Raw genomic sequence first — 19,118 nt, 5'->3', positions numbered from 1 at the left:
AGGAGGTTTGCAATGAACGCGCGTCGATCAATAGTTGCAATCATCTTGCTGTTTGGAGCTGTACTCAGCTCCATCGCCAGAGCGGATGGCGCTCCTATAAAAGGACTGGTATTCGATCCGGAGAAAGTGCAGGAGGACTATCAGGTATCCGGCACGCCGGCAGAGTCGCTGGAAATCACTCCACCTAAATTTCCGGACCTGACTCCTTATACCGCCGAGGCAGTGCAGGCAAAGATTGTCCGCAAGCCTGCCGGCACAATCGCTGTGCGCCGCATGCTGGAGCAGAACACCCTGGTGGAATTCACCGGCGGTGACGAGCGTATCCGGGAGTGGCTGAAACGTCAGGGTGAAATGCCGCAAGTCATCTTCATCGACGGCGGCTATGTCACCCCCAAGGATCTGGCCAAGGCACTCCCTGCCAAGTACTTCGAGGAAACCGAGCCGGGCATTTATATCGCCCGTCGGCCGATCGTGGTGAATCAGGGCGCGACATTCCATATCGACAAGAGCACCAAGGATTTCAGGCTGTCGAGTGATCATGGCGCCTTCCTCATTAACGACAGCAAGCTGTTCATTACCGACAGCCGCCTGACCGCCTGGCGCGAAAAGGACAACAGCCAGGATTGGTTCGCCAAGAAGGGACGCTTCCGGCCGTTCCTCAACTCTTGGGGCGGAACTGAAACCTATATCGTCAACAGTGTTGTTTCGAGCCTGGGGTACACGGCTAGTAAGTCTTACGGCGTCTCGATTTCCCAGTACAGCCCGGCGATGCATCCGATCATGCAGCGCGGCCATCCTACCGGTTGGCTGATCAACTCCATGTTCGACGATATGTGGTACGGCTTCTATTGCTACGAGGCCTTCGATGTCGTGCTGCTCAACAATACCTATCGGAACAACCTGGTCTACGGCATCGACCCGCATGACCGTTCACGCCGATTGATCATTGCTGGCAACACGGCATATGGCACGGTGCAGAAGCACGGAATCATCATTTCCCGCGAGGTGAACGACAGCTGGATCATCAACAACCGCTCTTATGAAAACCACCTGTCCGGCATCGTGATCGACCGGATCAGTGTGAATAACGTGGTGGCCAATAACGAGGTTTATCGGAACGGCTCGGACGGCATCACCATCTATGAGAGCGGCAACAATCTGCTGATGCGCAACAAGTCCTTCAACAACGGACGGCATGGCATTCGCGTGCGCAACAGTTACGACGTGACGCTGTATGAAAACATCGCGATGGCCAATGGCTTGTTGGGCGTCTACGGGCATGTGAAGGACCTCACCCACACGCCACGCGATCTTCAACTCGACCCGTTCGATATGAACCTGTCATTGAACGTAATAGGTGATCGGCTGATCGGTAATCAGTCCGGCGCTATTTCTGTTGTGGCCCCCCGCAGCGTGAAGCTTTCTCGCGTGGAAATGCTGATGCCCGCTAAAGATTCGGGCGTGGGGATGTTCGGTGCGCTGGCTCAGGGTAAGAGCGAGATTCTCGACCTGATGATTAGGCAGAAGAAAGCCGTGCACGTCTTGCCGTTGCAGAAACTGGCTCAACGCCAATAGGCGAGGTGATCAAATGAATCGTAAGTTTTTTATTAGTCAGACAGCTATTGGTGCCGCACTCGGAATGTTGGCGATTCAATCTGCCTTTGCCGAACAGACAGCACCGCAATATGCCATCGAGAAGTGCTGCGAAATCTGCCCGCAGGCCCTCGACGATGCCACCTACACCGGCGACATGAGCGATTTCAGCAAGTTGGTGCAAGGTAAGGATGACTGGCTGTTCCGTACCAAGACCGACCTGATGACCCAGATGGGCACCACGCCCGAAGGCTATGCGCACCTGCAGCAGTTGAGCGACCGGCTCAAGGCCATGGGCACCCAGTTGATGATTGTCTATATCCCGACCCGGGGCATGGCCAACGCCGACAAGCTGAGCCCCGAGACGCGCCAGATGTTCGAGTTCGATCTGGCCGAGAACAACTATCACAAGGTTGTCGAAAAAATGCGTTCGCTGGGCATTCTGGTCCCGGACCTGACGCCCATGCTGGAAGAACATGGCGAAGCGGACAAACCCTTCTTCTACAAGCGCGACCACCACTGGACGCCATACGGTGCCGAGTTCGCAGCCAAGCTGGTCGCCGAAGAACTTCGCCGTTCGGAGATATTCAAGAGCGTTCCGCGCAAGGAGTTCGTCAGTCGCCCGGATGGCCTGGGCTACAAGATCGGTTCACTCAACCAGGCGTTTCATAAGGTCTGTGGCTACAGCTATGAAAACCAGTACGTGACCCGCTTCATCACCGAGCCCAAGGACGAGGCGAGCGACCTGTTCGGTGACGAAGAGCTGCCGCAAGTGATTCTGGCCGGCACCAGCTTCAGTACACCGCAGTACAACTTCTCCGGCTTCCTCAAGGAACAGGCGGCCGTCGATATCGACAACCGCTCGGTGAGCGGCGGCGGCTTCCACAGCGCCATGCTGCAGTATCTGGGCAGTCAGGACTTCCAGGAGCGACCACCGAAGATCCTGATCTGGGAAATCACCAGCTATTACGACATCTCCATGCCGATCTTCTACCGGCAGATCATGCCGATGCTGGCTGACGGCTGTCGGGACAAGTCAACCACGCTGAGCAAGAAGGTGACGCTGCAACCGGGACGCAATGAAATCCTGGTGAATGCCGGCGTGCTGCCCATTCGCAGCGAGCGCTATCTGGCAGACGTCCAGTTCAACCAGCAAGGCGTCAAGTTGCTCAAAGGTACCGTCTGGTACATGAGCGGCTCGAAGGAGCAGCTGAAGATCGAGCGCACTCGCGAAGTAGAGGGCGACGGGCGCTTCGTTTTCAACCTGCGGGACGATGCGGAAGGAGCAGGGCAGACGCTGCTGTCATTCGACTTGGACATGCCTGCGGATATGCCCAAAGGGCTCCAGGCAGAAGTGAATGTCTGTCCGCGCCAACCCGGCCAGATGCAGGCTCAGGCCGATTGAGCTATAGGCCTGCGCCGCTGGCGCAGGTCACAAGGAGGATAAAATGGTCTTTTCGTCCAACGTGTTCCTGTTCCTGTTCTTGCCGATCTTCCTCGGCCTGTACTACCTGAGCGGGAATCGCTATCGCAATCTGCTGTTGCTGATTGCCAGCTACATCTTCTACGCCTGGTGGCGCATCGACTTCCTCGCGCTGTTCGCTGCCGTCACCGTGTTCAACTACTGGATCGGCCTGCGCATCGGCGCGGCCGGAGTGCGCACCAAGACGGCACAGAAATGGCTGATCCTCGGCGTGGTGGTCGACCTGTGCGTGCTCGGCTACTTCAAGTACGCCAACTTCGGGGTCGAGAGCTTCAACATGGTGGTCAGCTCGTTCGGCATGGACCCCTTCGTGCTGACCCACATCCTGCTGCCGATCGGCATCTCGTTCTACGTGTTCGAGTCGATCAGCTACATCATCGATGTGTACCGCGGCGATACCCCGGCCACCCACAACCTGATCGACTTCGCCGCCTTCGTGGCGATCTTCCCGCACCTGATTGCCGGCCCGGTGCTGCGTTTCCGCGACCTGGTGGACCAGTTCAACCACCGTACCCACACGGTGGACAAGTTCGCCGAAGGCTGCACGCGCTTCATGCAGGGTTTCATCATGAAGGTGTTCATTGCCGACAGCGTGGCGCCCATCGCCGACCACTGCTTCGCCCTGGAAAATCCCACCACCGGTGACGCCTGGCTCGGCGCCTTCGCCTACACCGCGCAGCTGTATTTCGACTTCGCCGGCTACAGCAGCATGGCCATCGGCCTGGGCCTGATGATGGGCTTCCGCTTCATGGAGAACTTCAACCAGCCCTACATCAGCCAGTCGATCACCGAGTTCTGGCGGCGCTGGCACATCAGCCTGTCCACCTGGCTGCGCGACTACCTGTACATCAGCCTGGGCGGCAACCGCGGCACCACCTTCCAGACCTACCGCAACCTGTTCCTGACCATGCTGCTGGGCGGTCTGTGGCACGGCGCCAACTTCACCTACGTGATCTGGGGCGCCTGGCACGGCATGTGGCTGGCCATCGAACGCGCCCTGGGCGTGGACGCCGCGCCGCGTACCCTCAACCCGCTGAAGTGGGCCTTCACCTTCCTCCTGGTGGTGCTGGGCTGGGTGATCTTCCGCGCCGAGAACCTCGACGTGGCCTGGCGCATGTACGCCGCCATGTTCGACTTCTCCGAGTGGCGCCTGTCGGAGCTGACCGTGTCCCAGCTGACCAGCCTGCAGATCGGCACGCTGCTGCTGGCCTACGGGGTGATCGCCTGGTTCGGCATCCGCCAGTTCTACGCCAACCCGCTGGCCTCGCGTGCACCCAAGGCCGAGGCGGCGGATGCCAGCGGTGCCGCACCGCTGGCCGCCGGTACCGCCGGTGGCGCCGTGGCAGCCACGCCGGCCTACGCGGTGTTGCTGGGCCGCACCCTGATCCTGCTGCTGTTTGCCGCCTCGATCCTGAAGCTGTCGGCGCAAAGCTTTTCACCCTTCCTGTACTTCCAGTTCTGAGGAGGAGCCGACATGCGCACCATCAACATCCTCTACAGCTTCATCTTCGTAGCCCTGCTGGCGGGGCTATCGCTGGCTTCGCTGCCGAACCTGTTCAGCTTCTCCACGGCCAGCGAGACCCCCGTGCTCAACGGCAAGCTGGCCCATGCCATAGAGAAGCACTACGACAAGGGCTTCCCGGTCAAGGAGTTCGGCACCAACGCCTGGGCCGCCCTGGAGTACGGCCTGTTCGGCGAGGGCCGGCTTGGGGTCGTGGTCGGCCGCGACGGCTGGCTGTTCACCGACGAGGAATTCAAACCGTCGAAGAACCCTAAGCAGCTGGACGACAACTGGCAGCTGATCGCCGGTGTGCAGGCGGAACTGCAACGTCGCGGCATCGAGCTGCAGCTGGTGTTGCTGCCGGCCAAGGCGCGCCTGTACTCCGAGTACTTCGCCGACAAGCGTCCGGTGGCCCAGCAGCAGGAGCTCTACACCCAGTCCCTGCAGCGCATGAATAGCCTCGGCCTGCGTGGGCCGGATCTGTTCGCCGCACTGCAGAACGGCAAGCAGCAGGGCGCCGTGTTCCTGCGTACCGACACCCACTGGACCCCGCACGGCGCCGCCGTGGTCGCCCAGGCGGTGGCCGAGCACCTGCGCCAGGCCAGCACCTGGCAGGGTGGCGGTGCCAGCTACGCGACCCAGGTCACCGGCAGCGAGTCGCATAAGGGCGATCTGCTCAGCTACCTGCCGCTGGATCCTTATTTCGCCGACATGCAGCCGCCCAGCGAGAAACTGGAACAGCGCCAGACCGAGCTGCAGGGCGGCGAGGGCGGTGGCGACCTGTTCGGCGACAGCGCGCCGGAAGTTGCACTGGTCGGCACCAGCTACAGCGCCAATCCCAAGTGGAACTTCCCCGGCGCGCTGCGCCAGGCCCTCGGCGCGGACATCTACAACTATGCCGAGAACGGCCACGGCCCGCTGGTGCCGATGCTGCGCCTGCTGGCCAAGGGCGAGGAAGAAACCCGCGGCCTCAAGCTGGTGCTGTGGGAAGTTCCGGAACGCTATCTGACGATGCCGAGTGACCTCACCGAGTTCGATGCGCAGTGGCTGGCCCAACTCCGGGCCGGTCCGGACTCGGCCGAGCGCCTGGCCATGAAAGGCACCGCCAAACCGCTGGCGGCTCAATGACTACTTCAAAAAGGAAGATGACCATGCATACCTCCATTCGCAAACTGGCCCTGGGACTGGGTCTGAGCCTCACCGCCGCCATCGGCAGCGCCCAGGCCGACGAGGCTGGCCTGTACGGCCCGACCGCACCGGCCGGCTCGGCTTTCGTGCGTGCCTACAACGCCGGCTCGTCGGAACTGGACCTGAGCCTGGGCACGGTCAACATCAAGGAAGTGGAGCCGCGCGGCAGCAGCGATTTCTCCTTCCTGCCCGCCGGCAGCTACAGCGCCAGCGCCTCCGGCAAGAGCCTGCCGGTGGAACTCAAGGCCGACCAGTACTACACCCTGGTGCAGCTGCCCAGCGGCGAGCTGAAGCTGGTCGAGGACCCGGCCTTCAAGAACCGCCAGAAGGCCCTGGTGCGCATTCAGAACCTCTCCGATACCCCGGTCAGCCTGAAGACCGCCGACGGCAAGACCGAGGTGATCCCGGCCGTGGCCGGCAAGGCACGCGGCGATCGCGAGATCAATCCGGTCAAGGTGCGCCTGGCGCTGTTCGCTGGCGAGCAGAAGGTCAGCGACCTCAGCCCGCTGGTAGTCGAGCGCGGCGAGGTGGTCAGCCTGTACGTCACCGGTAGCGCCGGCAACCTGTCCCCGGTGTGGGTCAAGCGCCCCGTGAAGATCGACTGAGGCCCTGGCATGAGTGTGGTTCGGCTGACGACGATGGCATTGCGTGGTGCGCTGGCTTTGGCGACGCTGCTAGCGAGCGGCTGCTTCTGGGACAGCAAGGCGGCGCTGGTGCCGCCGGAGGGTTACTTCAAAAGTGCCGCGGCGCCGAGGGGCAAGGAGCCCAGTTGTCCGCCTGTGCCCACCCCCTATACCGGTGACCTGCACTTCCCGAGCAAGTACAGCGGCTCCGATGCGGCCCGCGACAAGCTCAACCCTGTGGCGGCCGCCAGCTATGAGCGCCTGACCGATGACGTGCGCGAGCTCGAGGGCGGCACCAATCGCCTGGTCGAGCGCTACTTCGACAGCGGCCAGCAGGCCTATGCCGAGTGCGCCGTCACCTGGCTGGACAGCTGGGCCGAAGCCGGGGCGTTGCTTAGCGAGAACTACAACCATACCGGTAAGTCGGTTCGCAAATGGGCGCTGGGAAGCATTGCCGGCGCCTACCTGCGCTTGCAGTTTTCCCGCTCTCAGCCGCTCAAGGGCTACGCCGAGCAGTCTGCGTCCATCGAGAAGTGGCTGGGCCAGCTGGCCGATCAGGTGGTGAAGGACTGGGATGCCCAGCCCATGGATCGGCGCAACAACCACCAGTACTGGGCCGCCTGGTCAGTGATGGCCACCGCAGTGGTCCTCGACCGGCGCGATCTCTTCGATTGGGCCGTTGAGCAGTATCGACATGGCATGCGGCAAGTGGATGACGACGGCTACCTGCCGTTGGAGCTGTCCCGTCAGACCCGTGCGCTGGCTTACCACAACTACAGCATGGGCCCGCTGATGATGATTGCGGCCTTCTCTCAGGCCAATAACTTGGATCTGCGCCAGGAAAACGATGGAGCCCTTCAGCGTCTGGCGCTGCGCATGCAGGCGGGCTTGCAGGATCCAGGAATATTTCAAGAGAAAACCGGTTATCCGCAGACATTGGAGGATCTGCGGAGCAATAACCGCTTCGCCTGGCTGGAACCGTACTGCGCGCTGTATTCGTGCTCGGAGAGCACGGACGCGTGGCGTCGTTCCATAGAGCCGCTGAGCACTTATCGGCTTGGCGGGGACCTCACCCAGCTATTTTCCGGGCAACTGCCTTGAGGTTAGTCCTGACGTTCACCCCACACCGGTTCGGCGCGGGATGGCTCAGATTTGAATGGATATAAATGGAGACAAACCAATGATTCCGGTAATTCTTTCTGGTGGTAGCGGTTCACGCCTTTGGCCCTTGTCCCGCAAGATGTACCCCAAGCAGTTCCTCGCCCTGACCGGCGAGCTTTCCCTGTTCCAGCAAACCCTGCAGCGCCTGAGCTTCGACGGCATGCAGAAACCGATGGTGGTGTGCAACCTCGAGCACCGTTTCATCGTCAACGAGCAGCTCGGCAAGATCGGCGTGAGCACCCAGGGCATGCTGCTCGAGCCATTCGGCCGCAATACCGCGCCGGCGGTGGCCATGGCCGCCCTGCAGCTGATCGCCGAAGGGCGTGACGAGCTGATGCTGATCCTCCCGGCTGACCACGTGATCAGCGACGAGCTGGCGCTGCGCAAGGCCCTGGAGCTGGCGCGCATCGCCGCCGAGGAAGGCGAGATGGTGCTGTTCGGCATTCCCGCCAACAGCCCGGAAACCGGCTTCGGCTACATCAAGGCGGGCCGCAGCGAGGACGGCGACGACCTGATCCCGGGTGCCTACCGGGTCATGCAGTTCGTCGAGAAACCCGACGCGGTGCGTGCCGCCGAGTTCGTGCGCAGCGGCGGCTACTACTGGAACAGCGGCATGTTCCTGTTCCGCGCCAGCCGCTACCTGGACGAGCTGCGCGCCCACGAGCCGGACATCTACGACACCTGTGTGCTGGCCCTGGAGCGCAGCAAGGTCAACGCCGGCGTGGTGACCATCGATGCCGGCACCTTCGAGTGCTGCCCGGACAACTCCATCGACTACGCGGTGATGGAGAAGACCAGCCGTGCCTGTGTGGTACCCCTGGCCGCCGGCTGGAACGACGTGGGCAGCTGGTCCTCGCTGTGGGACGTGCACGAGAAGGACAGTGACGGCAACGTGCTCAAGGGCGATGTGGTCACCCACAGCAGCCACAACAGCTTCGTGCACAGCACCTCCAAGCTGGTGACCCTGATCGGCATGGACGACGTGGTGGTGGTCGAAACCAAGGACGCGGTGATGATCGCCCACAAGAACGCCGTGCAGGACGTCAAGAAACTGGTCAACGTGCTGGACGCGCAGAACCGCCAGGAGACCCAGAGCCACTGCGCGGTATATCGCCCATGGGGCAGCTACGACTCGGTGGACAACGGCAACCGCCACCAGGTCAAGCACATCACCGTCAAGCCGGGCGCGCAGCTGTCGCTGCAGATGCACCACCACCGTGCCGAGCATTGGATCGTGGTGTCCGGCACCGCCCAGGTGACCTGCGACGACAAGGTGTTCCTGCTCACCGAGAACCAGTCCACCTACATCCCGATCGCCTCGGTGCACCGCCTGGCCAACCCCGGCAAGATCCCGCTGGAGATCATCGAGGTGCAGTCGGGCAGCTATCTCGGCGAAGACGATATCGAGCGCCTGGAAGACGTCTACGGCCGCACCCCGGTCAAGACCGAAACGGTCGGTTAGATCCGCTGGAAAACCAAAGGGGCGGCCGTTTGGCCGCCCCTTTTTCGTTTCGGTCTATCGTAGGGTGGCCTCGCCCGCGAAGCGGGCAGCCCACCAACAGCCCGCCACCAACCTCACGTCTTCAGCAGCTGGCGCAGCACGTAATGCAGAATGCCGCCGGCCTTGAAGTACTCCACCTCGTTCTGCGTGTCGATGCGGCACAGCACCTCGACTTCCTGATGGCTGCCATCCTCGCGCTGGATATCCAGGGCCAGGGTCATCTGCGGGCGTAGCTCGACGCCATCGAGGCCGCCGATGCTGACCTTCTCACGGCCGGTGAGGCCCAGGCTCTTGCGATCCTGGCCAGCCTTGAACTGCAGCGGCAGCACGCCCATGCCGACCAGGTTGGAGCGGTGGATGCGTTCGAAGCTCTCGGCGATCACCGCCTTCACCCCGAGCAGGTTGGTGCCCTTGGCCGCCCAGTCGCGGGATGAGCCGGTGCCGTACTCCTTGCCGGCGAAGATTACCAGTGGCACGCCCTCGGCCTGGTAGCGCATGGCCGCGTCGTAGATCGCCAGCTTCTCGCCGTCGGGCAGGTGCAGGGTGTTGCCGCCTTCCTCGCCGCCGAGCATCTCGTTGCGGATGCGGATATTGGCGAAGGTGCCGCGCATCATCACCTCGTGGTTGCCGCGCCGCGAGCCGTAGGAGTTGAAGTCCACCGGCGCCACGCCGTTTTCGCTCAGGTAGCGCCCGGCCGGGCTGTCCTTCTTGATGTTGCCGGCGGGAGAGATGTGGTCGGTGGTCACCGAGTCGCCGAGCAGGGCGAGGATGCGCGCGCCATGGATGTCGCCTACATGCGGCGGGTCGCCGGCGATGTCCTGGAAGAACGGCGGGTGCTGGATGTAGGTGGAATCGGCCTGCCACTCGTAGGTGGCCGCCTGCGGCACGGCGATGGCCTGCCACTGGGCGTCGCCGGCGAACACCTCTGCATACTCCTTGCGGAACATGGCGGTATCGACCTTGGCGATGGCCTCGGCGATCTCCCGCTGGCTCGGCCAGATGTCGCGCAGGTACACCGGCTGGCCATCCTTGCCGTTGCCCAGCGGTTCGCGGCTGAGATCGATGCGCACGTTGCCGGCCAGGGCGTAGGCCACCACCAGCGGCGGCGAGGCCAGCCAGTTGGCCTTGACCAGCGGGTGCACGCGGCCCTCGAAGTTGCGGTTGCCAGACAGCACCGAGGCCACCGTCAGGTCGGCCTGTTGGATCGCCTGTTCGATCGGCTCCAGCAGCGGGCCGGAGTTGCCGATGCAGGTGGTGCAGCCGTAGCCAACCAGGTCGAAGCCCAACTGGTCGAGATAGGGTGTCAGGCCGGCGGCCTTGAAGTATTCGGTGACCACCTTGGAGCCGGGCGCCAGCGAGCTCTTCACCCAGGGACGGCGGCTCAGGCCTTTCTCCACCGCCTTCTTCGCCACCAGGCCGGCGGCCATCATCACGCTGGGGTTGGAGGTGTTGGTGCAGGAGGTGATGGCGGCGATCACCACGGCGCCGGTCTTCAGCCGGTAGGTCTGGCCCTGGTCGGCATAGTCGACTTCGCCGACCTGGTCGGCATTGCCCACCGCCACGCCACCGCCACCCTCGCTGAGCAAGCGGCCTTCCTCCTTGGCCGGCGGTTTCAGCTGCACGCCGAGGAAGTCCTCGAAGGCGGCCGGCACGTCCGGCAGCGCGACCCGGTCCTGCGGGCGTTTGGGCCCGGCCAGGCTGGCCTCGACGCTGCCCAGGTCCAGCTCCAGGCTGTCGCTGAACAGCGGCTCGTGGCCGGGCTGGCGCCACAGGCCCTGGGTCTTGGCGTAGGCCTCGACCAGTTGCACCACCTCCTCGGGGCGCCCGGACAGGCGCAGGTAGCCGAGGGTGATGTCGTCCACCGGGAAGAAGCCGCAGGTGGCGCCGTATTCCGGGGCCATGTTGGCGATGGTGGCGCGGTCCGCCAGGGGCAGGTCGGCCAGGCCGTCGCCGTAGAATTCGACGAATTTGCCGACCACGCCCTTCTTGCGCAGCATCTGGGTGACGGTCAGCACCAGGTCGGTGGCGGTGATGCCCTCGCGCAGCTTGCCGCTGAGCTTGAAGCCGATCACCTCGGGGATCAGCATCGACACCGGCTGGCCGAGCATGGCCGCCTCGGCCTCGATGCCGCCCACGCCCCAGCCGAGCACGCCGAGGCCGTTGATCATGGTGGTGTGCGAGTCGGTGCCCACCAGGGTGTCGGGGAAGGCGTAGGTGGCGCCGTCCTCGTCCTTGGTCCACACGGTGCGGGCCAGGTATTCCAGATTGACCTGGTGGCAGATGCCGGTGCCTGGCGGTACCACGCTGAAGTTGGCGAAGGCGTTCTGGCCCCAGCGCAGGAAGGCGTAGCGCTCGCCGTTGCGCTGCATCTCGATGTCGACGTTCTGGCCGAAGGCGGTAGGCGAGGCGTACTTGTCGACCATCACGGAGTGGTCGATCACCAGGTCCACCGGCGACAGCGGATTGATCTTCTGTGGATTGCCACCGGCGGCGGCCATGGCCGCGCGCATAGCGGCCAGGTCGACCACCGCCGGCACGCCGGTGAAGTCCTGCATCAATACCCGCGCGGGGCGGTACTGGATCTCGTGATCGGAGCGGCGCTGAGCGAGCCAGTCGACCATGGCCTGGATATCGCGGGCGCTGACGGTGACGTTGTCCTCGAAGCGCAGCAGGTTCTCCAGCAGCACCTTGAGCGACATGGGCAGACGTTGAATATCGCCGAGGCGCTTGGCGGCCTCCGGCAGGCTGTAGTAGCGGTAGGTCTTGGCGCCTACCTGCAGGTCACGGCGGCAATTCAAACTATCCAGGGAGGGCATGGTGGGACTCCTGCTCGGTTGAACCTCTGAAACTAGACCGTCAGGTCAGCTCCTGCCACTGCACTGGACCGGTCGGGCGCGCCTGGGGTTCCCGAGTCCGCTATCATGCGCGGCCTGAGGAGAACCGCCGATGAACACTCTACTACTGCACTGCCGCCCCGGCTTCGAGGGCGAGGTCTGCGCCGAGATCAGCGACCACGCCGCGCGCCTGGAAGTGGCCGGCTACGCCAAGTCCAAGCCCAGCAGCGCCCATGCCGAATTCGTCTGCAGCGAGCCCCAGGGCGCCGAGCGCCTGATGCGCGCGCTGCGCTTCAGCAAGCTGATCTTCCCGCGCCAGTGGGCGCGCGGCAGCTACCTGCAGCTGCCGGAGACCGATCGCATCAGCGTGCTGCTGCAGGCGCTGGCCGGGTATCCGTTGTGCGGCAGCCTGTGGCTGGAGGTCTTCGATACCAACGATGGCAAGGAGCTGTCGAACTTCTGCAAGAAGTTCGAGGGCCCGTTGCGCAAGGCGCTGGAGAAGGCCGGCAAGCTGGTCGACGAGCCGAGTAAGCCGCGCCTGCTGCTGACCTTCAAGAGCGGTCGCGAGGTCTTCCTCGGCATCGCCGAGGCCAACAACCAAGCGCTCTGGCCCATGGGCATCCCGCGCCTGAAGTTCCCGCGCAAGGCGCCGAGCCGCTCGACCCTCAAGCTGGAGGAGGCCTGGCACACCTTCATCCCGCGCGAGCAGTGGGAGACTCGGCTGTCGGACGAGATGACCGGCGTCGACCTCGGCGCCGCGCCGGGCGGCTGGACCTACCAGCTGGTCAAGCGCGGCATGCTGGTCACCGCCATCGACAACGGCCCCATGGCCGAGAGCCTGATGGACACCGGCCTGGTCACCCACCTGATGGTCGACGGCTTCACCTGGAAACCCAAGCAGCCGGTGGACTGGATGGTCTGCGACATCGTCGAGAAGCCGGCGCGCACCACGGCGATGGTCGAGGAGTGGATCGGCGGAGGCCACTGCCGCGAGGCGGTGGTCAACCTCAAGCTGCCGATGAAGCAGCGCTACGCCGAGGTATGCAAGCTGCTGCAGCGCCTGGAGGAGGCCTTCGCCGCACGGCGGCTGAAGGTCTCCGTCGCCTGCAAGCAGCTCTACCACGACCGCGAGGAAGTCACCTGCCACCTGCGTCGCCTGTAACCCGGCGGCAGGCCCAGTAGCTCTGCTTGTGGCCCCTGGCCTGGTACTCCCGGCTAGGCGCTCCTGGCCAGGCGTTCGGCCTCTGCGCGGTTCAAGTCGGTGGCGACGACGAACTCGTTGCCGTTGTCGTCCAGGCGTTTCACGCACCAGTCGTGCTGTTCGTCCACCGTTCGGCCTCCCGCGCTGGGCGCGTTGCCACCTTTACGCCACAATAGCCGCCAGTTTTTCGGAGTAGCCCATGTCCCTGCAACCCGACGCCATTCTCGACGCCTGCGGCCTCAACTGCCCGGAGCCGGTGATGATGCTGCACAACAAGGTGCGCGACCTGCCGGCCGGCGGCCTGCTCAAGGTGCTGGCCACCGATCCCTCGACCAAGCGCGATATTCCCAAGTTCTGCATGTTCCTCGGCCACGAGCTGCTGGAGCAGGGCGAGGACGGCGGCACCTACCAGTACTGGATTCGCAAGAAGCTCGATTGACCCCGCTGCCGTTCCTGCGGCCAGAGTTACCGCCATGCATTACTACTTCGCCTATGGCTCCAACATGAATCCCGCGCGCATGCAGGCGCGCGGCCTGGTCGTCGAGGAGATGATGGCGGCGCGGTTGCCGGGCTACGCCTTGAGCTTCAACAAGCGCGCCCACGACAATCCCGGCCGGGCCTACGCCAACATCCGCCACCAGGCCGGCGGCGTGGTGGAAGGCGTGCTCTATCGCCTGGCCGACGAGCGCGAGATTCTCAAGCTGGATGTGTTCGAAGGCACGCCGATCTACTACAGCCGCGAACGCATGCGCATCGAGACCGAACGCGGCGCCGTCTCCGCCTGGATCTACATCGCCAACCCGGCCTGGCGCAGCGAAGGTCTGGCGCCCAGCAGCGGCTACCTGGCCCATCTGCTGGCCGGCCGCGAGCTGCTGTCCGCCGACTACTGGGCGGCGCTAGCCGCCACCGTCGCGCTCGCCGACTGAGCGTGGATGCGCCGGCGCGCGCTGCGCGCCAGGCGGATGCCGAGCAGCACGGCCGCGCAGGTCAGCCCCACCACCAGACCCTGCCACAGGCCGCTGGGCCCGGATGGCTGGCCCAGCCAGTCGGAGAGCCCCAGCGCGTAACCCACCGGCAGGCCGATGCCCCAGTAGGCGAACAGGGTGATCAGCATGGTCGCCCGGGTGTCCTGGTAACCGCGCAGGGCGCCGGCGGCGGTGACCTGCACGGCGTCTGAGAACTGGAACAGCGCCGAGTACACCAGCAGGGTGGCGGCCATGGCGATCACCGTCGGGTCCGGGCTGTAGATGGCGGCGATCTGCTCGCGCAGCAACAGGACCAGGGTCGCCGACAGGCAGGCATAGGCCAGCGCCGTGCCCATCGCCACGCCAGCGGAGAAGCGCGCATCACGCGGCGTGCCACGGCCCAGCGACTGGCCGACGCGTACCGTGGCGGCCATGGCCAGGGAGTAGGGGATCATGAAGATCATCGAGCTGAAGTTCAGGGCGATCTGGTGCCCGGCCACCACGGTGGCGCCGAGGCCGCCGATCAGCAGGGCGATCACCGAGAAGATGCTGGATTCGGCGAAGATCGCCACGCCGATCGGCACGCCGATGCTCAGCAGGCGGCGGATAACCGCCCACTGCGGCCATTCGAAATGTTTGAACAGCCGGCTCGGCTGGTAGTACGGCGCATGGTTCACCCACCACAGCATGCCCAGCAGCATGCCCCACATCACCGCGCCGCTGGCCCAGCCGCAGCCGACGCCGCCCATGGCCGGGAAGCCGAGGTGGCCGTAGATCAGGATGTAGTTGAGCGGGATGTTCAGCAGCAGCCCGCCGATGCCGATGAACATGCTCGGCCGGGTATGGCCGATGCCGTCGCTGCAGCAGCGCAGCACGTGGTACAGGGCCACCGCCGGGAAGCCGCAGGCGATGCCGCGCAGATAACCCATGGCCATGGCGCTGAGCTCGGCATCCACGCCCATCAGGTGCAGCAGCGGTTCGGCGTTCCACAGCAGGGTGGCGCAGCCCAGGCCCACCGCCAGCGCCAGCCACAGGGCCTGACGCACCAGCGGGCCGATCTCCTCCTGCTTGCCGGCGCCATAGCGCTGCGCCACCTTGGCCGTGGTGGCCAGCAGGGTGCCGTTCATCAGCAGAAACACCGGCACCCACAACGAGTTGCCCAAGGCCACCGCCGCCAGGTCGCGCGCGCTGACCCGGCCGGCCATCACCGCGTCGACGAAGCCCATCGAGGTATGCGCCAGCTGGGCGATAATGATCGGCGTGGCCAACGCCAACAGGGCACGGATTTCGGCCAGGGTGCGGGCGGAGCGGGAGAGGGCGTGCATGGATGGTCCGGCGGGATGGAGCAGGGAGGCGCGCTAGTCTAGCCCTGTCTGGAGGGTCAGGAAAGCGCGGCTTACCCGGCGCGCCGCTCTGCGCCTAGAATGAGCGCTCGTGAATGGAGTGCCCCATGCAGATAGTCGCCGACGAAAACATTCCGCTGCTCGACGAGTTCTTCGCCGCCTTCGGCCCGATCAGCCGCCATCCCGGCCGGGCCATCGACCGCGCCGCGCTGGGCGACGCCGAGGTACTGCTGGTGCGCTCGGTGACCAGGGTCGATCGCGCCTTGCTGGAAGGTAGCAAGGTGCGCTTCGTCGGCACCTGCACCATCGGCACCGACCATCTGGACCTGGACTACTTCGCCGAGGCCGGCATCGCCTGGTCCAGCGCCCCCGGCTGCAATGCCCGCGGCGTGGTGGACTACGTGCTCGGCTGCCTGCTGGCGCTGGCGGAAAGCACCGGCGCCAAGCTGCCCGAGCTGACCTACGGCGTGGTCGGTGCCGGCCAGGTCGGCGGGCGCCTGGTCGAAGTACTGCGCGGCCTGGGCTGGGACGTGCGGGTCTGCGATCCGCCGCGCCAGGCGGCCGAGGGAGGCGACTTCGTCGAACTGGAAAGCATTCTGCACGAGTGCGATGTGGTCAGCCTGCACACGCCGCTGGATGCCGGCACCCGTCACCTGATTGCCGCAGAGCAGCTGCGCGCGCTCAAGCCTGGCGCCTGGCTGATCAACGCCAGCCGCGGCCCGGTGGTGGACAACGCGGCGCTCAAGGCCCACCTGCAGGGCGGCGCCGATCTGCGCGTGGCCCTGGACGTGTGGGAAGGCGAGCCGCTGGCCGACCCGGAGCTGGCCGCGCTGTGCCAGATCGCCACGCCACATATCGCCGGCTACAGCCTGGACGGCAAGCTGCGCGGCACGGCGCAGATCTACCAGGCCTATTGCAAGGCCATGGGCCTGGAGGAGCGGGTACAGCTGAGCGATCTGCTGCCGCCGCCCTGGCTCGCCGAGCTGGGCCTGCACGAGGACGCCGACATCGACTGGGCGCTGGCCAGCCTGTGTCGCGCGGTATACGACCCGCGCCGGGACGATGCCGATTTCCGTCGCTCGCTGGTCGGCGATGTGGCACAGCGCAAGGCGGCCTTCGACGCCTTGCGCAAATACTATCCCTATCGTCGCGAGATCGACGGCCTGCAGGTGCGTCTGGAGGGCGATGCGCCGCACCTCGCGGCGCTGGTTGGCGCGCTGGGCTGCACGCTGCTCTAGGGCTGGGCCAGGTGCGCTGACAGGGCGCCCGGCCGTGGCAGAATGCGCCTCAGGATGCCTGGCGCGGCGCTTGCCAGGCCTTGTCCAGCTCGCGGCAGGCCTGCTGGATCATCTGCTCGGTGATGGGAATCTCCCGACCCTCGGCATCGATGATGGCGCCGCCCAGCGGTTGCGGCGGGTTGGTGGGTTTGGTCTGGGACTGCGGGGACTGCTGTTGCGCTTTCATGACCGTTTCCTCCGGACTATGTGGAAAGTCTAGGACGGGCAGATGAAGGCGCCGTGACAGTGGCGCGAGAGGTTTATTCGGGGCACCCAACGGTGCGCCGTGATTGGAGTGGTTATGAGTGTTTTCCATCTGGGCCTGATCATCAATCCGCTGGCCGGCCTCGGCGGACCGGCGGCGCTCAAGGGCAGCGATGGCGTGGCCGCCGAGGCCCTGGCCCGTGGCGCCGAACCGCGTGCCGCGGAGCGCACGCGCATCGCCCTGGAGTGCCTGAGACCGGTGGCCGAGCGCCTGCAGTTCGTCACCTTTCCCGGCGCCATGGGCGCCGATCTGCTGAATGAACTGGGCTACGACCACCGGGTGCTGGGCAGCCTGGGCGAGGGTCCGACCACGGCCGAAAATACCCAGGCCGCGGTGCGCGCCCTGCAGGACGCCGGTTGCGCGCTGATCCTGTTCGCCGGTGGCGACGGCACCGCACGCGATGTGTGCAGCGCGGTGCGCGAGGACCAGCCGGTACTCGGCATCCCGGCCGGGGTGAAGATCCATTCCGCGGTCTATGCCATCAGCCCACGCGCGGCCGGGCAGATGGCCCTGCGCCTGATCGAGGGCGGCCTGGTGCGCCTCTCCAGTGGCGAAGTGCGCGATATAGATGAAGCGGCCCTGCGCGAGGGCAAGGTGGGCGCGCGCCACTACGGCGAGATGTGCGTGCCAGTGGAGGGCGAGTTCATGCAGCACGTCAAACAGGGCGGCATGGAATCCGAGGAGTTGGTCTTGGTGGACCTGGCCGACTGGCTGCAGGAAAGCTGGGAAGAGGGCGTGCGATACGTGTTCGGCCCCGGCTCGACCCTGCACGGCCTGGCGCAGAACCTCGGCCTGGAGACCACGCTGCTGGGCGTGGACGTGATCGAGGACGGCGCGGTGCTCGCCCGCGACGTGACCGAGGCGCAGCTGTTCGAGTTGATCGACGGTCATCCGGCGCGCCTGCTGGTCACCGCCATCGGCGGCCAGGGCCATATCATCGGCCGCGGCAACCAGCAGATCAGCCCGCGTGTAATGCGCGCCATCGGCCTCGACCACCTGCGGGTGATCGCCACCAAGCGCAAGCTCGGCACTCTGGAGGGGCGCCCGCTGTTGGTCGACAGCGGCGACCCGGCGCTGGACGAGGCATTCCCCGACGCCGTGCGGGTGTGGGCGGGTTACAGGGAAGAACTGCTCTACCCATTGCGTTGAAACAGGAGAAGGTCATGCATCAGGGAAGCTGCCTGTGCGGCGAGATTCGCTATCGGATCGAGGGTGAACTTGCCCCCATCCAGCTGTGCCACTGCAGCCAGTGCCGGCGCGCCCAGGGTGCGCCGTTTGCCAGCAATATCCCGGTCAGCGAGGCAGCGTTCCATCTGCTCAGCGGCGCCGAACGCCTGCAGGTCTTCGAGTCTTCGCCAGGCAAGCAGCGGGTGTTCTGCTCGCGCTGCGGCTCGCCCATCTACAGTCGCACCAGCAAGCTGCCGGGCATGCTGCGCATCCGCGCTGGCAGTCTGCTGGGCGAGGTGGCGAGCCGGCCGCGCTGGCATATATACGCCGACTCCAAGGCCAACTGGTGGGAGCTGGATGACGACCTGCCACGCTACGCCGAGCGCAAGGAATGACCATGCGCCATCTCCTGCTTCTGCTGCTGTTCGCGCTGGCCCCGGCCTGGGCCGCGGGCATCGATCCGCAACGCCTGGTGCTCGATGCGCGCAGCCAGGTCGGCGTGACCCTGAGCTATGACCCGGTCTACCGCCAACTGGACTACCCCGGCGGCGACGTGCCGCCGAGCACAGGCGTATGCACCGACGTGGTGATCCGTGCCCTGCGCGAGCAGGGCCTGGACCTGCAGAAGAGCGTGCACGAGGACATGCGTGCGCACTTCGCGCTGTATCCGAAGAACTGGGGACTCAAGCGCACCGACCGCAACATCGACCACCGCCGCGTGCCCAACCTGATGACCTGGTTCAAGCACCAGGGCATGGCGCTTGAGGTGAGCGACAAACCGGCGGACTATCGCGCCGGCGATATCGTCACCTGGGACCTGGGGCGCGGCCTGACCCATATCGGCATCGTCTCCGACCGCAGCAGCCCGGCCGGCGTGCCGTTGGTGCTGCACAATATCGGCCGGGGCACGCGGGAGGAGGACATCCTGTTCGGCTTCGCCATCACCGGCCACTATCGCTTCGCCGACTGAGGCCAGCGCCGGGCGCAATGAGTTAGCATCCGTCGCAGGATTTCCG

17 protein-coding genes are annotated in these 19,118 nt (G+C 65.1%); 14 read left to right on the top strand and 3 right to left on the bottom strand.

Features of this window, described 5'->3' with window-relative positions; genetic code table 11:
- The first annotated feature begins 12 nt into the window (after positions 1 to 12).
- The 7 genes from algG to OH686_RS02070 all read left to right on the top strand — a co-directional run bounded on the left by algG (position 13) and on the right by OH686_RS02070 (position 9,011).
- The gene (gene algG / locus OH686_RS02100; protein ID WP_289535963.1) at positions 13 to 1,575 is read left to right on the top strand and encodes a mannuronan 5-epimerase AlgG; all 1,563 of its coding nucleotides are present in this window, start codon (positions 13 to 15) and stop codon (positions 1,573 to 1,575) included.
- Between the two features lie 64 nt (positions 1,576 to 1,639).
- On the top strand, positions 1,640 to 2,998 hold the full coding sequence (locus OH686_RS02095; protein WP_289535962.1) for an alginate O-acetyltransferase AlgX-related protein: 1,359 nt from the start codon (positions 1,640 to 1,642) through the stop codon (positions 2,996 to 2,998).
- A gap of 43 nt (positions 2,999 to 3,041) precedes the next feature.
- Positions 3,042 to 4,538 carry an MBOAT family O-acyltransferase gene (locus tag OH686_RS02090; protein WP_289535961.1) on the top strand — a complete coding sequence of 499 codons (1,497 nt, stop codon included), beginning with the start codon at positions 3,042 to 3,044 and terminating at the stop codon, positions 4,536 to 4,538.
- A 12-nt stretch (positions 4,539 to 4,550) separates the two neighbouring features.
- Positions 4,551 to 5,705: an alginate O-acetyltransferase gene (locus tag OH686_RS02085; protein WP_289535960.1), complete on the top strand. Its 1,155-nt coding sequence runs from the start codon at positions 4,551 to 4,553 to the stop codon at positions 5,703 to 5,705.
- Between the two features lie 17 nt (positions 5,706 to 5,722).
- Positions 5,723 to 6,370, top strand: coding sequence for an alginate O-acetyltransferase AlgF (locus OH686_RS02080; protein WP_289535959.1), 648 nt, complete (start codon positions 5,723 to 5,725; stop codon positions 6,368 to 6,370).
- A 9-nt stretch (positions 6,371 to 6,379) separates the two neighbouring features.
- Positions 6,380 to 7,489: a mannuronate-specific alginate lyase gene (locus OH686_RS02075; protein WP_289535958.1), complete on the top strand. Its 1,110-nt coding sequence runs from the start codon at positions 6,380 to 6,382 to the stop codon at positions 7,487 to 7,489.
- A gap of 79 nt (positions 7,490 to 7,568) precedes the next feature.
- Positions 7,569 to 9,011 carry a mannose-1-phosphate guanylyltransferase/mannose-6-phosphate isomerase gene (locus tag OH686_RS02070; RefSeq protein ID WP_289535957.1) on the top strand — a complete coding sequence of 481 codons (1,443 nt, stop codon included), beginning with the start codon at positions 7,569 to 7,571 and terminating at the stop codon, positions 9,009 to 9,011.
- A 113-nt stretch (positions 9,012 to 9,124) separates the two neighbouring features.
- Here the strand turns inward: OH686_RS02070 and acnA are convergent, their stop codons facing one another.
- Complete coding sequence (gene acnA, locus OH686_RS02065; RefSeq protein ID WP_289535956.1) at positions 9,125 to 11,866, bottom strand: aconitate hydratase AcnA; 2,742 nt, start codon at positions 11,864 to 11,866, stop codon at positions 9,125 to 9,127.
- Positions 11,867 to 11,996: 130 nt separating this feature from the next.
- On the opposite strand from acnA, the gene rlmM reads away from it, so the two are divergent.
- The 3 genes from rlmM (at position 11,997) to OH686_RS02045 (ending at position 14,011) form a co-directional block, all read left to right on the top strand.
- Positions 11,997 to 13,046, top strand: coding sequence for a 23S rRNA (cytidine(2498)-2'-O)-methyltransferase RlmM (rlmM, locus tag OH686_RS02060; protein ID WP_289535955.1), 1,050 nt, complete (start codon positions 11,997 to 11,999; stop codon positions 13,044 to 13,046).
- Positions 13,047 to 13,284: 238 nt separating this feature from the next.
- On the top strand, positions 13,285 to 13,524 hold the full coding sequence (gene tusA, locus OH686_RS02050) for a sulfurtransferase TusA (protein ID WP_137972969.1): 240 nt from the start codon (positions 13,285 to 13,287) through the stop codon (positions 13,522 to 13,524).
- Positions 13,525 to 13,558: 34 nt separating this feature from the next.
- Positions 13,559 to 14,011, top strand: coding sequence for a gamma-glutamylcyclotransferase family protein (locus tag OH686_RS02045; protein ID WP_289535954.1), 453 nt, complete (start codon positions 13,559 to 13,561; stop codon positions 14,009 to 14,011).
- Here OH686_RS02045 and OH686_RS02040 read toward each other — a convergent pair.
- Entirely contained in the window at positions 13,969 to 15,375 is a 1,407-nt protein-coding gene (locus OH686_RS02040) for an MATE family efflux transporter (RefSeq protein WP_289535953.1), read from the bottom strand. The genes OH686_RS02045 and OH686_RS02040 overlap by 43 nt on opposite strands.
- A 125-nt stretch (positions 15,376 to 15,500) precedes the next feature.
- Here OH686_RS02040 and pdxB point away from each other — a divergent pair, with 125 nt between their 5' ends.
- Positions 15,501 to 16,631, top strand: coding sequence for a 4-phosphoerythronate dehydrogenase PdxB (pdxB, locus tag OH686_RS02035; protein ID WP_289535952.1), 1,131 nt, complete (start codon positions 15,501 to 15,503; stop codon positions 16,629 to 16,631).
- A gap of 49 nt (positions 16,632 to 16,680) precedes the next feature.
- On the opposite strand, the gene OH686_RS02030 is transcribed toward pdxB, so the two are convergent.
- The gene (locus OH686_RS02030; RefSeq protein WP_289535951.1) at positions 16,681 to 16,857 is read right to left on the bottom strand and encodes a PA1571 family protein; all 177 of its coding nucleotides are present in this window, start codon (positions 16,855 to 16,857) and stop codon (positions 16,681 to 16,683) included.
- Positions 16,858 to 16,971: 114 nt separating this feature from the next.
- Between OH686_RS02030 and OH686_RS02025 the strand changes: the two genes are divergently transcribed.
- Genes OH686_RS02025 through OH686_RS02015 form a run of 3 tightly spaced genes read left to right on the top strand, consistent with a single transcriptional unit; the run spans position 16,972 to position 19,072 of the window.
- Entirely contained in the window at positions 16,972 to 18,084 is a 1,113-nt protein-coding gene (locus OH686_RS02025) for an ATP-NAD kinase family protein (RefSeq protein WP_289535950.1), read from the top strand.
- A gap of 14 nt (positions 18,085 to 18,098) precedes the next feature.
- Entirely contained in the window at positions 18,099 to 18,497 is a 399-nt protein-coding gene (locus OH686_RS02020; RefSeq protein WP_289535949.1) for a GFA family protein, read from the top strand.
- Between the two features lie 2 nt (positions 18,498 to 18,499).
- The gene (locus OH686_RS02015; protein ID WP_289535948.1) at positions 18,500 to 19,072 is read left to right on the top strand and encodes a DUF1287 domain-containing protein; all 573 of its coding nucleotides are present in this window, start codon (positions 18,500 to 18,502) and stop codon (positions 19,070 to 19,072) included.
- Positions 19,073 to 19,118: the final 46 nt, after the last annotated feature.

This window comes from Pseudomonas sp. SO81, from assembly GCF_030374125.1.
GTDB lineage: Bacteria > Pseudomonadota > Gammaproteobacteria > Pseudomonadales > Pseudomonadaceae > Aquipseudomonas.
The sequence above is the reverse complement of the archived record's forward strand: the minus strand, read 5'-3'. Positions and strand labels throughout refer to the sequence as shown.

Coding starts and splice junctions, on each gene's coding strand:
- algG (WP_289535963.1), top strand. CDS start 13: ATGAACGCGCGTCGATCAATAGTTGCAATCATCTTGCTGTTTGGAGCT.
- OH686_RS02095 (WP_289535962.1), top strand. CDS start 1,640: ATGTTGGCGATTCAATCTGCCTTTGCCGAACAGACAGCACCGCAATAT.
- OH686_RS02090 (WP_289535961.1), top strand. CDS start 3,042: ATGGTCTTTTCGTCCAACGTGTTCCTGTTCCTGTTCTTGCCGATCTTC.
- OH686_RS02085 (WP_289535960.1), top strand. CDS start 4,551: ATGCGCACCATCAACATCCTCTACAGCTTCATCTTCGTAGCCCTGCTG.
- OH686_RS02080 (WP_289535959.1), top strand. CDS start 5,723: ATGACCATGCATACCTCCATTCGCAAACTGGCCCTGGGACTGGGTCTG.
- OH686_RS02075 (WP_289535958.1), top strand. CDS start 6,380: ATGAGTGTGGTTCGGCTGACGACGATGGCATTGCGTGGTGCGCTGGCT.
- OH686_RS02070 (WP_289535957.1), top strand. CDS start 7,569: ATGATTCCGGTAATTCTTTCTGGTGGTAGCGGTTCACGCCTTTGGCCC.
- acnA (WP_289535956.1), bottom strand. CDS start 11,866: ATGCCCTCCCTGGATAGTTTGAATTGCCGCCGTGACCTGCAGGTAGGC.
- rlmM (WP_289535955.1), top strand. CDS start 11,997: ATGAACACTCTACTACTGCACTGCCGCCCCGGCTTCGAGGGCGAGGTC.
- tusA (WP_137972969.1), top strand. CDS start 13,285: ATGTCCCTGCAACCCGACGCCATTCTCGACGCCTGCGGCCTCAACTGC.
- OH686_RS02045 (WP_289535954.1), top strand. CDS start 13,559: ATGCATTACTACTTCGCCTATGGCTCCAACATGAATCCCGCGCGCATG.
- OH686_RS02040 (WP_289535953.1), bottom strand. CDS start 15,375: ATGCACGCCCTCTCCCGCTCCGCCCGCACCCTGGCCGAAATCCGTGCC.
- pdxB (WP_289535952.1), top strand. CDS start 15,501: ATGCAGATAGTCGCCGACGAAAACATTCCGCTGCTCGACGAGTTCTTC.
- OH686_RS02030 (WP_289535951.1), bottom strand. CDS start 16,857: ATGAAAGCGCAACAGCAGTCCCCGCAGTCCCAGACCAAACCCACCAAC.
- OH686_RS02025 (WP_289535950.1), top strand. CDS start 16,972: ATGAGTGTTTTCCATCTGGGCCTGATCATCAATCCGCTGGCCGGCCTC.
- OH686_RS02020 (WP_289535949.1), top strand. CDS start 18,099: ATGCATCAGGGAAGCTGCCTGTGCGGCGAGATTCGCTATCGGATCGAG.
- OH686_RS02015 (WP_289535948.1), top strand. CDS start 18,500: ATGCGCCATCTCCTGCTTCTGCTGCTGTTCGCGCTGGCCCCGGCCTGG.